This window comes from Streptococcus mitis (assembly GCF_000722755.1).
Taxonomy (GTDB): Bacteria; Bacillota; Bacilli; order Lactobacillales; family Streptococcaceae; genus Streptococcus; species Streptococcus mitis_CM.
This window is the reverse complement of sequence record NZ_JPFY01000013.1, coordinates 259,264-274,954: the sequence shown is the minus strand read 5'-3', so window position 1 is coordinate 274,954 and position 15,691 is coordinate 259,264. Positions and strand designations below refer to the sequence as shown.

Genomic DNA, 15,691 nt, shown 5'->3' with positions numbered 1-15,691 from the left:
TCCCATTTTTTCGTTACTATTATTATAACACAAAAAGGTCAGTCAGAAAAATGTGACCTCTTGAAGGGGCTGACTGATTGAGAATATAAAGGAGGAAGACTCATGGCTAAAGGATTTGCTAAAGGTCTTGTAACAGGTGTCGCAGGAACTGTCGCTGCAGTTGCAGGTGCAGTATACGCATTTAAAAAGAAAGTGATCGAACCAGAAGAGCAAAAAGCAGCTTTCATCGAAGAAAACCGTAAAAAAGCAGCTCGTCGCCGCGTATCACGTTAAGAAATAAAAGAAGTTGGGATTTATTTTCTCAACTTCTTTTTCTATTCTTTTAAATAGCTAGGTCAAACTTCAACTGTGGCTTAACAGGGTCATAATCCACCAACTCAAAGTCCTCTGCTTTAATATCAAAGAAATTGGTCTTATCTGGCACATTCAAGACCAAACGTGGTTGGCAGTTTGACGGCTCACGTCGAAGCAATTCCTGAGCTTGTTCAAATTGATTGTCATAGATATGGAGGTTATTGATGAAGTAGAAGAACTTCCCAACCTTCCAGCCAAAATGCTTGGCAATCATCATTTGAAGAGCCACATACTGCATAGCATTGATGTGGTGGGCCACCAGCATATCATTCGATCGTTGCGTCAAGGTCGCATCCAGATAGATTTCTCCATCTACACGGCGGACATCAAACATGGTCTGAAAGGCGCAGGGGAGCAGCCCATCTGTTTCTTCGAAAGCTTGGTAATCCCAGAGAGAGATAATATTGCGGCGGTTCCAAGGGTTGGCTTCCAACTGCTTGAGAAGCTTATTGATGATGTCGTGTTTCTTAACGACCGCCCCGTAACGCTCACCAATAGTTCCCGTATCTCCCACTTCCCAGTCATTCCAGTAGTGAACATTGTACTTGTCATTGAGCACATCTAGGCTATTGGACTGGTCTTGGTAAATCCAGAGCACTTCTTTGATAGCTGATTTAATAGCGATTGGCCGTAAAGTTGTAATGGGGAATTCCCCTTTAGCCAAATCATACTCGGCAAAGGCACCCGTTACATACTTAGAGTTGGCAACTGTCCCATCCTTGTACTTGGGACGAGCCTGCTCAGAAAAGACACCGTCTTTGAGGATTCGTTCAATATTCTCTTTAAAAATCGTATCTGCTTTTGTCATTTACTCTCACCTCATTTATTGTCCTAACTAGTATAGCATAAAAAAAGAAAGGAGGAAAATCACTCGCTTCTGGAAAGCAATTTTCTCCTTTTTTATCTTATTGCAATACAAGTGATGCTGCTCCGATAACTCCAGCGTCATTTCCTAGAGTTGCAAGAGCTAGTTTAGTAGTTGTGCGTACTTGTGGGAAAGTATTTTCATCGTAGACTTTTTGAACACCTTGTAGAAGGAATTCTCCCGCAGCTGACACACCACCACCGATAACGATTGTTGATGGGTTTAGGATTGAACCAATGTTAGCACAAGCGATTCCCAAATAACGTGAGAAGTTACGGTAAACGATCAAAGCAAGGTCGTCTCCTTCTTTTGCCAAATCAAAGACAGTCTTAGCAGTTACTTCTTCTCCATTATCAATCAAGCGTTTCAACTCTGCATCGCCTTCGTATTCATCGGCATAGCGACGAGTCAAGTTGACAATCCCTGTTGCAGAAGCGACTGTCTCAAGACAGCCTTTCTTACCACAGGTACATGCGATTGGTTGGTCAAAGTCAACAGTGATGTGGCCAAGCTCACCTGCTGCACCAGCCACACCGTGAAGCAATTTGCCTTCTGCGACAATACCGCCACCAACACCTGTACCAAGTGTCATAAAGACAACGTCTGGTTGGTTATCACCAGCACCCATCCAACGTTCACCAAGAGCCGCTACGTTGGCATCATTATCGATGAAGAATGGAATGCCCAAGGCTTTTTCAATCTTTTCTTTGATTGGTTGAAGGGTTTTCCAGTTGAGGTTGTATGCACCGATAACAGTCCCTTTTTCACGGTCAACCACACCTGGTGATCCCATTCCAATACCTTGGAAATCTGTTGCTGCTAATCCAAGCAAGTCCAAACGATGTTGAATAGACTCAATCATATCATCAACGATATGACTTCCCTCATCCAAAATGTTAGTTTTGATAGACCATTTTTCTTGGATTTCTCCCTCTTGAGTTAAAATTGCGAACTTGATAGATGTTCCACCAAGGTCAATCCCAATAATCTTTTGACTCATCGTCTTCTCCTTTTTAATTGAAAATGCTTACAGATATAGTATAACAAAATCATTAGATTTGTGCAAAGCTTTGCATGAAAAAGTTACATCTAATAATTAATAACTATTTATCCCCTAGTTTTTGAATTGCATAGTTGGCTTCTTCTTTGGTAAATTTTCTAAAATAAGGAGAAGTTAGCCTCTCATAAATTTCTGTCTTTGAGAGATTACTATATTTTCGATATTCTCTTGCTTTAGCTAAGGCATTTGCCTTATAATCTGCATTCAAGTGATCGATGGCATACTGCACTGCTGAACTTGAAAAACCATGCCACGTTAATTGCTCATAGAGAGCTTTTTTTGACATATTTGCCCACGAATTATAGCTTTTCGCTTTATTTAAAGCAGCATTGTACTGGTTCCCATCTGCTGGTTTTGGTTGCCGCACACCATCGTATCCTACATAGTAACGGCCACCATCTACCCATTTATCCTTCACCATATAACCTTTAGAATCGACATAGTAACGACCGCCATCTACCCATTCATTCTTGGCCATCTTTCCATCCGGTTTATAATAATAAGCTCCTACCCATTTATTGCGAACATGGCTGCCTTCTGATGGTAGATTAAGTTTTTGAATGGCATAGTTTGCTTCTTCTTTTGTAAATTTTCCAAACCAAGAAGAAGTTAGCCTGTCATAAATTTCAGTTTTTGAGATATTACTATATTTTCGGTATTCTCTTGCTTTAGCTAAGGCATTTGCTTTGTAATCTGCATTCAAGTGATCGATGGCATACTGCACTGCTGAACTTGAAAAACCATGCCACGTTAATTGCTCATAGAGAGCTTTTTTTGACATATTTGCCCACGAATTATAGCTTTTCGCTTTATTTAAAGCAGCATTGTACTGGTTCCCATCTGCTGGTTTTGGTTGCCGCACACCATCGTATCCTACATAGTAACGGCCACCATCTACCCATTTATCCTTCACCATATAACCTTTAGAATCGACATAGTAACGACCGCCATCTACCCATTCATTCTTGGCCATCTTCCCATCTGATTTGAGATAAGAATTTCCTATCCATTTATTGCGAGCAGAGCTTCCTTCTGCTGTTAGATAATAATAGGAACCATGCTTTTTATCATAAATCCAGTCACTTTTAACCTTTTTTCCATCAGAATCAACATAATAACGACCACCATCTACCCATTCATTTTTAGCTCTCTTCCCATCTGATTTGAGGTAGTAATTTCCTACCCAGCCAGACTGAACTTTAGATTGTGATTTATCCTGTTTAGGAGTTGTTTCTTTAGGTTTTGGTGCCGGCTTCGGCGCTGGTTTTGGTGCTGGCTTCAGCGCAGGTTTTGGTGCTGGCTTCGGCGCGGGTTTTGGTGCTGGCTTCGGCGCGGGTTTTGGTGCCGGCTTCGGCGCGGGTTTTGGTGTGGGTTTTGGTGCCGGTTTTGGTGCCGGTTTCGGCGCGGGTTTTGGTGCCGGTTTCGGCGCGGGTTTTGGTGCCGGCTTCGGCGCAGGTTTTGGTGCGGGTTTTGGTGCTGGCTTCGGCGCAGGTTTTGGTGCGGGTTTTGGTGCTGGCTTCGGCGCAGGTTTTGGTGCTGGCTTCGGCGCGGGTTTTGGTGCTGACTTCGGCGCAGGTTTTGATGCTGGCTTCGGCGCAGGTTTTGGTGCCGGCTTCGGCGCAGGTTTTGGTGCTGGCTTCGGCGCGGGTTTTGTATTCTCTTTTACAATCTTACCATTTTTAGACGTATCCTTTTCTTGAGCAGATACTTTCTGAGATGAGAAAGGCAACATCCCCATTGTATCTGAAAGAGAAACAAGTGCAAAAGTAGTTGCTGCTAAACTTGTAATCAAAATTTTTTTTGATTTTCTCATAAAAATCTCCTTTTCTTATGATTTACACTTATAGTATATCATATCCTTAATCTTTTTTACATTAAAATAATAACTATACAAGCACTAATCTGAAGCTGAGCAAGTAGAAGACTCAAACCGGCTGAGATTTTTGGGGAAACCAACGGGACATAGCATAGATGCCTTTGTTCACACCTATAAACTCCAACACCTTTTTGAAATTGGAAAATCCATTCTGTTCTGGGTGAAAAGACAATAGGAGAACCTTCTATTTTGAACTTGGTTATAGTCCGCAAAAAAGCTGTTTGAGTTCACTCAAACAGCTTGAAAAATACTCTCTTAATCAGAGGAACAACTTTGTTGAACTTGACTTGATAATTGAAGTAAAAATACTTATTTAAAATGATTAGTCGTCAAGATGTTGAATCGCATAATTAGCTTCTTCTTCTGTAAATTCTTCACCATAAGGCGAAACTAGTTGCTTATAAATTGCTGACTTCGAATCCTTAAACCATTTTCGATAATTCTTTGCTTTAGCTAAGGCGTTTGATTTATAATCTGCATTCAAATGATCGATGGCATATTGTGCAGCATCACTTTGAAATTTTTCTCCATATTTTGAAGTTAATTGCTTATATAAGCGTTTTTTAGACATATTTGCCCACGAGTTATAACTCTTTGCCTTTTCTAAAGCAGCAGAATACTCACTATTGGTTGATGCTTTAGTTTCCCATAATCCATTAGATCCTACATAGTAACGACCTCCATCAACCCATTCACTTTTAGCCATCTTACCGTTTGATTTGAGGTAGTAATTTCCTACCCAAGTATTACGAGCGTAGCTACCTTCTGATGTTAGATAGTAATATGAACCATAGTTCTTATCATAAATCCACTCACTCTTAGCCATCTTACCATTTGACTTCAAATAATAATTGCCTGACCACGCATTGCGAGCATAGCTACCTTCTGATGTTAGATAGTAATATGAACCATAGTTCTTATCATAAATCCACTCACCTTTAGCCATCTTACCATTTGACTTCAAATAATAATTGCCTGACCAAGTGTTACGAGCGTAGCTACCTTCTGATGTTAGATAGTAATATGAACCGTAGTTCTTATCATAGACCCACTCACCTTTGGCCATCTTACCATTTGATTTAAGGTAGTAATTACCCACCCAAGTATTACGAGCGTAGCTACCTTCTGCAGTCAAGTAGTAGTATGATCCATAGTTTTTATCATAAACCCACTCACCTTTAGCCATGTATCCGCCTGATTTGAGATAGTAGTTACCTACCCAAGCGTTTTGAACATAATTTCCTGATGCATCTAGATAGAAGAATGAATTATATTTTTTATCAAAAATCCACTTACTAGTGACTTTTTTACCATCTTGATAATAGGATGAACCTACCCAACCAGACTGAACTGTAGGTTTTGGTGTTGGCGTTGGTTTTGGCGTTGGTTTTGGTTTTGGTGTTGGCTTTTCATCCTTTTTTAGAGTTGAAGTAGTTGATTTTTTATCAGTCAGCTTCTTAATGGCCTCTTTAAACTCTTCTACTGTTCCTTTCCACTCTATGTAATTGGCACCAGACTTATTCTCATTAGCTATATAGTAGCGATCGGATTCTTGGAAATAAGATAATTCTGGAGTAGTTTTTGTAGCCCCAATAATAGGAATATTAACAGTTCCCTTCCATCTATTAAATATTTCTGCATCATTCGGAAGAATAATATAATATTTTGCCGTTGGTGTAAGAGTTTGTGTGTCAGCCTGCACCGTTTGCGCTGAAAAAGGTAGAACTCCTGTTGTGTCAATTGTTGACAATACTCCAACTGTTGAAAGTGCCAAAGCACATACTAATAATCTTTTTTTATTCATCTGATATTACCTATTATCCTATTTTTTAGTTTCTTATTTAACCCACTTACCTGAACCATCTACACGATAACCATCTGGTGTGCGTTCATTGACAGCCATCTTACCGTTTGATTTAAGATAATAATTGCCTACCCAAGTGTTACGAGCGTAACTTCCTTCTGCAGTCAAGTAGTAGTATGATTTGTAGTTACTATCGTATACCCACTCACCTTTAGCCATCTTACCATTTGACTTCAAATAATAATTGCCTGACCAAGCATTGCGAGCATAACTACCTTCTGCTGTCAAATAGTAATATGCTCCATAGTTTTTATCGTAAATCCATTCACTTTTAGCCATCTTACCGTTTGATTTAAGATAGTAATTACCTACCCAAGCATTGCGAGCGTAGCTGCCTTCTGATGTTAGATAGTAGTATGAACCATAGTTCTTATCATAAATCCACTCACTTTTAGCCATGTATCCGCCTGATTTGAGATAATAGTTACCTACCCAAGCGTTTTGAACATAATTTCCTGATGCATCTAGATAGAAGTATGAATTATATTTTTTATCAAAAATCCACTTGCTAGTGACTTTTTTACCATCTTGATAATAGGATGAACCTACCCAACCAGACTGAACTGTAGGTTTTGGTTTTGGTGTTGGTTTTGGTGTTGGTTTTGGCGTTGCTTGTGATGAGAAGTCAAGTTGAGCCTGACCTCCTACAACTTTAAAAGGTACTGAGCGACCGAAAGCTTTTTTACCAAAATCATCCTGGGTATACATTTCAAGATGATATGTACCATTTTTTAGTGAAGCTATTGAAACCTCTTCTCTAAATCTAGTCTGATTTGATATATAGTTTGTATAGTTAGTATCTACAAGTGCACCTGTATCCTCATTAACAATATCATAATGCAAATTGTTATCGATAGATCCTGGTTCTTTTTGAATGTCTAACAACATTTTTTGGTTATAACTTGGGTTGTCTTGAACATTAATAAAACTCAGTTTCAAAGGAAACTCTGCACTATTTGTTTTAGGATCATTTAAAATAGGTAATGTTGATTTAATATTTTTTTGAACAGTAGAAGCCGGAAATGATTGGAATTGCCCCCCTGCTACTTTAAAAGGTACTGAGCGACCGAAAGCTTTTTTACCAAAATCATCCTTGGTATACATTTCAATATGATATGTACCATTTTTTAGTGAAGCTGTTGAAACCTCTTCTCTGAATCTAGTCTGATTTGATATATAGCTTGTATCGTTAGTATCTACAAGTGCACCTGTATCCTCATTAACAATATCATAATACAAAAAGTTATTGATAGTTCCTGGTTTTTTTTGAATGTCTAGCAACATTTTTTGACTATAACTTGGATTATCTTGAACATTAATAACGCTCAGTTTCAAAGGAAACTCTGCACTATTTGTTTTATCATCAGTCAGAACAGGACTTCTATCTTCGGTTCTTTGAGCAGCAGAAGCCGGAAATGATTGAAATTGTCCCCCTGCTATTTTAAACGATACTGAGCGACCGAAAGCTTTTTTACCAAAATCATCATTTGTATACATATCAATATGGTATGTGCCATCTTTTAGTGAACTTGTTGAAACCTCTTGACTGAATCTAGTATGATTTGAGAAGATATAGTTTGTATAGTTAGAATCTACAAGTGCACCCGTATCCTCATTAACAATATCATAATACAAACTGTTACCGATAAATCCTTCGCCTTTTTGAATGTCTAACAACATTTTTTGGCGATAACTTGGATAATCTTGAACATTGACAAATGTAAGTTTCAAAGGATTTTCTGTGTCATTAACACTGACATCCGTCAAAGCTTGAACCGGTGTAGGTTGAGCTACAAGCACTCCTGCTCCTAACAAAGAAGTTGCTAGCAGAGAACTCACTAATAATGATTTTATTTTCATCAAAAATATCCTTTAAATTTTTATTGTTTACGGTTACATTATATCATAAACATGATATCTCATCAAAAATTAACACTAACAAAACATTAATATCTGTTAGAAACTATTAATAGCTAAAACTCACAATCCTATCACTTGCAACTCATACAAACCTCTCACTGCATTACAGCCGTATATAGCTTCTGCTTGATCTAAATCTGCCAAGGTCAAGACTTTCTCTTCTACCTGTCCTGTTCCCAGCAAATGCTGACGATAAATTCCTGGCAAGATTCCCAGTCGGATAGGCGGTGTGTAGAATTTACCATCGATTTTCAGAAGCAAATTTCCGATAGTGGTTTCAAGCACTTCTCCTGACTTATTGTAGTAAATGATCTCTTGCTCCCTTAGGCTCAAATGCGGTCGGTGAGTCGTTTTGAAGTAGGTAAAGGCTTGTTGCAAATTGGCTTCCTGAAGGCAAAGTTTGGCCTGACAAAAACTTGGACTAAGAGGTGTTAATACTTGACGACTGAGTTTTATCTCTCCAGACTTGCTGAGAGAAATTCGCAAGCGGTAATCTTGATTAGCATCACAAGCCTGACACTCTGCTTCAATCTTTTGTCTCAAAATTTCTAGGGCAAAAGGATAAGCAAAATATCGACTAGCTTTTCTCAACCTTTCTATATGTTGATTCTCAAACAACAAGTTCTTCTGGCTGATTTTCCCAGTAGTAATTAACTGAAAAAGAGCTTGTTTCCGATAGAGAACGGCTGCCTTTTGATGAACCTCGCGGTATTCAGACTCCCAAGTGCTATCCCATGTAATGCCTCCGCCAACTCCATAGATGGCTTTCCCTTGATACAGTTGAATAGTCCGGATAGCCACATTAAAAATCCGTCGTCCATTTGGAAGCAGGAGACCAATCGTTCCGCAGTAGACTCCACGCGGTTGTGGCTCCAAGTCCTTTATAATCTCCATAGTCGCAATTTTCGGTGCTCCCGTTATGGAACCGCAAGGAAAAAGAGAACGGAATATTTCAACAAGGTCAACATCCTCTCGCAACTGACTCTTGATGGTCGAAGTCATCTGCCAAACAGTCGAATATTGCTCCACTTGGCACAAACGCTCCACATGCTCACTCCCCACTTCAGAAATACGATTCATATCATTGCGCAAGAGGTCCACAATCATCATATTTTCAGAGCGATTTTTGGGATCCTGTTCCAACCAACTGGCCTGCTCCAAGTCTTCTTGATCAGTCACTCCCCGCTGAGTCGTTCCCTTCATTGGTCGCGTTGTCAACTCACGGTCATTTTGCTCAAAAAAGAGCTCTGGACTCATGGAAATCACTGCCATTTCATCATGTTCAACATAGGCATTGTAGCCCGCCTCCTGCTCTACCACCATACGATTGTAAATGGCAAAAGGATCGGCACTCAAATCCTGTTTAAGTTGGACAGTATAGTTGACCTGATAGGTGTCACCCTGCCGCAAATGATGGTGAATCTGAGCAATCGCCTTTTCATAATCCTCTGCAGACGTCACTTCCTGCCAATTTGAAGGCAAATCAACCTCATCATAAGTCAGAGGAATAGGGGATGTTTCTACCCTATCATGAACTGTAAAATAAAGCAGGTACTCTGCCAATAAAGGAGCTTTATGAACTGCTAATTTCTCCTCAAAAGCAGGTGCAGCCTCGTAGCTGACATAGCCCACTACATAATAGCCTTGCTCTTGGTAACTTTCCACTTGTGCCAGCAAATCTGCCACTTCTGCTAAATCTCTCGTTTTCAACTCTTTAATAGGCTGGGTAAAGGTGTATCTCTCCCCCAAAGCCCTAAAATCAATCACTGTTTTTCTATGCATATTTCAAGTATAGCATAAAAAGGCAGATTCAGACAAAGCTGATCTACCTTTTTATTATTTTCTTACTATTGATTATGCTTTAGTGAATAAATCACCAGCAAATCCATCTGATTTTTGCAAGAGTTGTTTGTAAACCTTCCATTTAAGATCTACAGTATTCTTGAAATCATTACCTTGAAGGTCTTTTTCGACCGCTGCATCAAATAAGGTCTGAAGTTGTGCGTAAGTTGAAATCTTTCGACCATCGATTTCAATTTCAATAAAACCTCTTTGGGCTTTTTCGTGTACTTCATGATACCATGCTTTCTTCCATGCTTCTAAGCTTTGGAATTTGCCGTTAGAAACTTTATTAATAATAAAGTCATCACCAAGACCTTTATTTCCAGCTGCTTTAGATTCTTGTTTGTATTTGTTTGATGCATAACCTAAGAACCCGTCTAGGTAACCGAAGTAACCCCACATACGGAAGGTATTATGTTTGAATGAGATTGAACCAACCGCACTCTTACTTGTATTACCACCATAAATACCTGTCATCATATTTACTACAGTATAAGCAGAATCAAATCCTTCAGTACGGTAATGACCATTTCCTGGTAATCCATGTTTCGTTGCAAAGTTTCCATCAACCAGTTGATCAATACTTGTCAGCTTCGTATTCTTTTCGCCATCATTCAAATCACGAACTAAATCCCATTGGTGTGGTTCACCAACTAAGCCATTGCGATCCGCTTTTTCGCGATATTTCTTATCGATCTTCTTGAACCACTTATCGTTTGTCCCAGTATTTTTCTTGATGACAGACTCAGCTTCTAAGTAATCAAGCATCATCATGGATTCATTGTAATTCTTCATGTAGTGATCGATTTTCTCACGACTATTTAACACATTTGGATTATAGTTGTAAATTTGATTTCCATCATTTTGACGTTCGTAAGCCATGTTTAATCCTAAGGCACCATATTCACCATTTGGATTTGAAACTGATGGTGATTGCAACATACCTTGAGCAAAGGCTTCAACGTCTGTTCCTTCACGGTGACGCCATGTTCCTAAGTAGGCCATACGGTCATTGATGTGAGTTGTTTCGTGAGTGAATGCAGATGTACCAAAATCACTAATCATGCTAGAGATGATGTAATATACGGCCTCTTGTGGTTGTGGATTTTGGAAGATATAAGCGTATGCACCCATTCCATTGTATCCGTGCCACTTATCAGTCGGACCATAGAATTCACGAATTGGAGCAAAATCGCCTTTCTTCGTATGTCCCATACGGTCAACCCATCCCAAACCTGGTACATCATGGTTATCCCAAATTGCAGATGGTACCATATTTTCACTCTTAAGAAGATTATTTCGTACATTATCAGCAGCAAGTCTTGACCAGAAGTCTAAATAATTGATTTGTTCTTGCGCACGTAAATCAACCTGCTTCTTGAACGCTTCACGTTCTTCTGCTGTGTTCTTACCATATTTCTCAAATGAACTAAAGGCAATGGTATTATAGGTCGTAATTAAGATCATATGCGCTTTCTTCAAATTCAGAAGTGGTAAAATATAACGTCCGTGATGCCCATTATTAATTACTTCATATAATTTATGTTTCTTATTAGCGAAATCTGGATTTGATGATTGTTTCTCAACAACATAAGCGTTATCTGCAATGTTATTCTTGAACCAAGTATTCATATCTGTTTCACTAGTGAATAATTCCATGTTGTACTTCAGGAATTCGTGTAAGTTAGCTTTACCAGTAGCACTTGCAAGAGCTCTGTTAAATGCATCATGTGATTGATCACCTTTTAGGTTGTTACCATTTGAAGCGAAGCTGATTAATCTATCAAGTACGTTAACGTTCTTACCGTAGAAATCCGGTTTGAAGGTCATCATATTTTTGATATTTAATCCGTCAAATTTAATTCCATAGTATTGGTTTAAATAAGCCAGAGCTAACATGATTTTAGCTTTGTTATCTTCAACTTTTTTAATCAATGCACGTTTAGCTGCTTCGTCCGTATTTAATTGATGGTCTTCATTTTCAACTAAAGCTTTAACTAAAGCATCAAGATTATCTTTTACTTCTTTGAAGCTTTCTTCCATGTATAACATCTTAGGATTGTTATTAATCTTACGAACTTCATCTGAATCAAGTTCAACAGAAGCTAATTTAGCTTTGATATCGCTGATCAATTGTGTCCTATCTTTAACAACCATATTTGGTGTATAGACAATATCACCTAATCCTTCAATACTATATTCACGAACTTGTTGAACCTTAGATTCTTTTTGTGTAATAGCTTTAATTTCTTTCGTCTTATCAGCGTAATGAATCATAATATGGTCAGCATCTGATAAGTCGGTCACAAATTGTCCATCTTTCATACCTGTAACAGATAAAACTTCAGTAGTTAGTAATTTAGAATCTGCAGGAATCTTGTTCCCTTGGTTGACAATCCATTCTTTATTGTAGAATGGTTGAAGTTTTTCGATGTTACGATAAGCAAGTTCGCGAGATACGTCATAATCTTGAGTATCTTTATAAGTATCTGTTTTTGGTTTTACGTTATTAAGTGCATCTTCAACAAGAGGTTTAATTTCAAACTTATCAGCTGTAATTCCGAATGATTCTATTTTTTTATTTGCATCTTCTAGGCTGATTTCTTGGATTCGATTACTACGAGAACCGTTAAATGAGTGAGAACCTTCACTCACATCTTTAACAACGTAGTTTCTTTCAATCCAGTTTTTTGTGTAATATCCACCTTCTGCTTCTAAATCTCTAGAACCGTAGAATTCTTCACCGTTTTTGACTTTCATCATTGAAACTGTGTCAGCAACACGCCCCCATGTCCAGTTTTTACTAATGAAACCACCTACCTCAACAGGGTTCTTCACATCAATAGTTCCTTTAGTAACAGCGTTACGAACAGAAGCGTATTTATCAATACCATTAGGATCAGAACCATTATCTGTTCTAGCAACAAGACCACCAACACGTGCTCTATCTGCAACAATATCAGCATCTACGTATGCATGTTTAATATTACCACGCCAAAGTTCTCCGGCGATACCACCAAGATCCCAACCTTTATTACCGACACCTGTTAGTTTACCGATGAAAGCAACATTTTTAAGAAGTCCACCAGTATCTCCTTTATTTACGATACCAGCAATACCATCTTTACCAAGGATACTACCAGTTACCTTAACATTTTCAACTGTGGCATTTTTAATTACTCTTGATAGTGCGGAAATATTTTCAATCCAAGGCATATTAATATTAACATTACCTAAGTTAATGTTTTTAACTGTACCGCCTTCAACGTTATCGAATAACTGACGAGCCATATTATGAATGGTATATTGTTTACCGTCAACACTTGTTAAAGTTCCGCTAAATTTACCAGGTACATATTGTTTATTCGGAGTTGGTACATTTGCTGCATTCAAATCTGCACCAAGTTTAAAGGTACCACTTGGATTAGCTTTCATAGCCGTTACTAGGTCGTTAAAGCTATAATATACATCACCATCGTGTGCTTTTTGTTTTTCAAAGTAATGGACATACTCTTCGCTAAGTGTGTTGTCAGCATTCCGTTGAATCAAATCAGGTGCTTTGGCAGTGACTTTGTATAAAGTTTTTCCGTCTTTTTCTACTTCTTCAATCTTGTCAACAGCCAGTCTTGTTATTTTATTGTCATGAGTGGTCACTCGTAAATAAAGCGGAGCAAGATCAGTTGGTTTTTCTGTCAGCAAACTAGTATCTGTTTCATTACCGTCAGCATCCACACTCATCAAGCTTGTTTCTTTGATGTTTTTGATTTCAACTTTTTTGAGGTCAATTCTTAGCGGTTCTTCTTTCAGAACTTCTTCCTCATCACCCTCACCACGGTCATAAACCATCTTAGTTTTAAGTTTATAATCCTTGTAGTACTGCAAATCTGTCAAGGTCGTTGTCAAGTCGTCTGGTGAAACATTCAAAGTTTTAACAATTTCATCACCCTTTTTCAGAGTTAGAGTGATAGATTTAATGGCTGCTTTACTTGGATTTTCCAAATTATAACGAATTTGAGATGAACGTTTCAAATCATTAACATCAACAAGTGACAAACTTAAGATTGGTTTTTCAAAGTTTTTAGTTCCTAATTTGACGATACGATCTTGGTCTAACTCCAGAACCTGTTCCACAATTTTAGGTGCTTCTTCAGTTTTTAAACCTTTGATAGTTTTGTAAGTCTTGGTAACTTTTTTCTGCCCATCTTTTCCTTCTTGGACAGTAACTCTTTCACCCTTTTTCAGTTGGTCATCTTCTTTAAGAACTTCCTTAAATGGAATCTTTTCAAGACTTTCTTCCACCAGAGTTCCTTCAATTGGTTTTGTCCCACGGCTTATTTTTTTAGTGACTGGTTCTTTGACAACAGTAGTTGTTGTATTTAAAACTTGGTCAGTCTCAACACCTTCGAGAGTCTTATAAGTCGTTTTGGTAATTTTACTGCCCTTTTCTCCATCTTGAACTACAGTTTCTTCATCCGTATATTTGGTTGGATCCTCGATAATTTCTGTCTTATAGTCAATCTCAGTAGTAGTTTCTTTCGTAACCGCTCCCTCAGTTACTTTGTACTCAGGTAACTGTTCTTTTATAAGGGCTTGACCTGCTTTACCTTCCTCTTGGGTACCTTTTACTTCTACTTGGGCTTCTGGTAATTTTGGCTGTGTGAGAGCTTGACCTGCTTTGCCTTCCTCTTGGGTACCTTTTGCTTCAACTGGAGCCTCTGGTAGTTCTGGTTGTGTTAGAGCTTGACCTGCTTTGCCTGCCTCTTGGGTTCCTTTTGCTTCAACTGGAGCTTCTGGAAGTTCTGGTTGTGTTAGAGCTTGACCTGCTTTGCCTGCCTCTTGGGTTCCTTTTGCTTCAACTGGAGCCTCTGGTAAGGTTGGTTGCGTTAAGGCTTGACCTTCTTTGCCTGCCTCTTGCGTTCCTTTAGCTACTTGATGCGTTGGTTCAGCTTGTGGTACTGGAGTTGGGGCAGGTTGCTCTTCTTTCTTAGTTCCGACTGCAATGACTTGCGAAACAGGATTTTGAACCACTTGGTCTTCGATGACTTCTCTAACTTCTTGACCATTAACCATCGATACTTTGGTTACAAGGCGACGCTGACCATTTACTCCAGCTGTGACAATACGAGTCTGTCCTTCTGCTAGATTGGTATATGGGCTTGTGACTGTTTCAAAAGGAATATCCACTAAGCTCTCTTCCAGTCTTGTCTGAGGTTTCTCAGAAACTGGTGTTTCTGGAACTACTTCAGTCTTCTCGATTTCATTTGCACTTTGCTTTTCTACTGGCAACTGAGGCTTCTCAGCTGAAGCTGGTCTTGATGGGTGAAGTCCTGCTTCCTTGAAGTAACCAATGTATTCATAGCCATCAATGTGGATAATCCCTTCAGCCAAACCTTCATGTGTAGAAGCCGAAATAGTTTGGTTATAAGAAAGCAATTCTTTATTTTCAAACGCAAATGTGGTGAAAGGAACAAAGTTGCTTGCACCAATCGAACTAATTAATAAGACACCAAGCACCTTACCACGATGTTTTTTAGAGATTAATAAAACAGCCAAAGAAGCCGTAGCCAACCCTATACCAGCCAAGGCTAATTCTTTACTCCCTGTATAAGGAAGTTCTTGACTGGTAGTCGCCTTCTTGCGATAAACTACATAGAGAATATCTTCATCTTGAAATTCTGTTGGAACCTCATGATGAATCAGGGCTTTTTCAGACTCGGTCAATTCCTGCTCCGCCAAATAACGATAATGAACACTATGAGCACCGCCAACTTCATTGGCTTGAACCTTATCTACTGAAAGGGTAGCAGCACCAAAAAGGAAGGCCCCAATGGCTACAGGACCTACCCCAACAGTTAGCTTACGAATCGAATATTTGGTAATCTTTTCTAGTTGTTGTTTTGTTTTTCTCAT

Annotated in this window: 8 protein-coding genes; 1 reads left to right on the top strand and 7 read right to left on the bottom strand. The window is 38.9% G+C overall.

Features of this window, described 5'->3' with window-relative positions; all coding sequences use genetic code 11:
- Positions 1-102 precede the first annotated feature (102 nt).
- Complete coding sequence (locus tag SK578_RS04560; protein WP_001051780.1) at positions 103-273, top strand: DUF3042 family protein; 171 nt, start codon at positions 103-105, stop codon at positions 271-273.
- A 49-nt stretch (positions 274-322) separates the two neighbouring features.
- Here SK578_RS04560 and SK578_RS04555 read toward each other — a convergent pair whose 3' ends face one another.
- The 7 genes from SK578_RS04555 to SK578_RS04520 all read right to left on the bottom strand — a co-directional run bounded on the left by SK578_RS04555 (position 323) and on the right by SK578_RS04520 (position 15,691).
- Entirely contained in the window at positions 323-1,162 is an 840-nt protein-coding gene (locus SK578_RS04555; protein ID WP_042750919.1) for a thymidylate synthase, read from the bottom strand.
- Positions 1,163-1,259: 97 nt separating this feature from the next.
- The gene (locus tag SK578_RS04550) at positions 1,260-2,219 is read right to left on the bottom strand and encodes an ROK family glucokinase (protein ID WP_042750917.1); all 960 of its coding nucleotides are present in this window, start codon (positions 2,217-2,219) and stop codon (positions 1,260-1,262) included.
- 103 nt (positions 2,220-2,322) lie between these two features.
- Positions 2,323-4,092 carry an Ltp family lipoprotein gene (locus SK578_RS04545; RefSeq protein WP_042750915.1) on the bottom strand — a complete coding sequence of 590 codons (1,770 nt, stop codon included), beginning with the start codon at positions 4,090-4,092 and terminating at the stop codon, positions 2,323-2,325.
- 385 nt (positions 4,093-4,477) lie between these two features.
- Positions 4,478-5,959, bottom strand: coding sequence for an Ltp family lipoprotein (locus SK578_RS04540; RefSeq protein WP_080709972.1), 1,482 nt, complete (start codon positions 5,957-5,959; stop codon positions 4,478-4,480).
- A 33-nt stretch (positions 5,960-5,992) separates the two neighbouring features.
- Complete coding sequence (locus tag SK578_RS11210; protein WP_235228627.1) at positions 5,993-7,879, bottom strand: PspC-like choline-binding domain-containing protein; 1,887 nt, start codon at positions 7,877-7,879, stop codon at positions 5,993-5,995.
- 120 nt (positions 7,880-7,999) lie between these two features.
- Positions 8,000-9,721, bottom strand: coding sequence for an aminodeoxychorismate synthase component I (pabB, locus tag SK578_RS04525; RefSeq protein WP_042750913.1), 1,722 nt, complete (start codon positions 9,719-9,721; stop codon positions 8,000-8,002).
- Positions 9,722-9,793: 72 nt separating this feature from the next.
- Positions 9,794-15,691, bottom strand: coding sequence for a ZmpA/ZmpB/ZmpC family metallo-endopeptidase (locus tag SK578_RS04520; protein ID WP_042750911.1), 5,898 nt, complete (start codon positions 15,689-15,691; stop codon positions 9,794-9,796).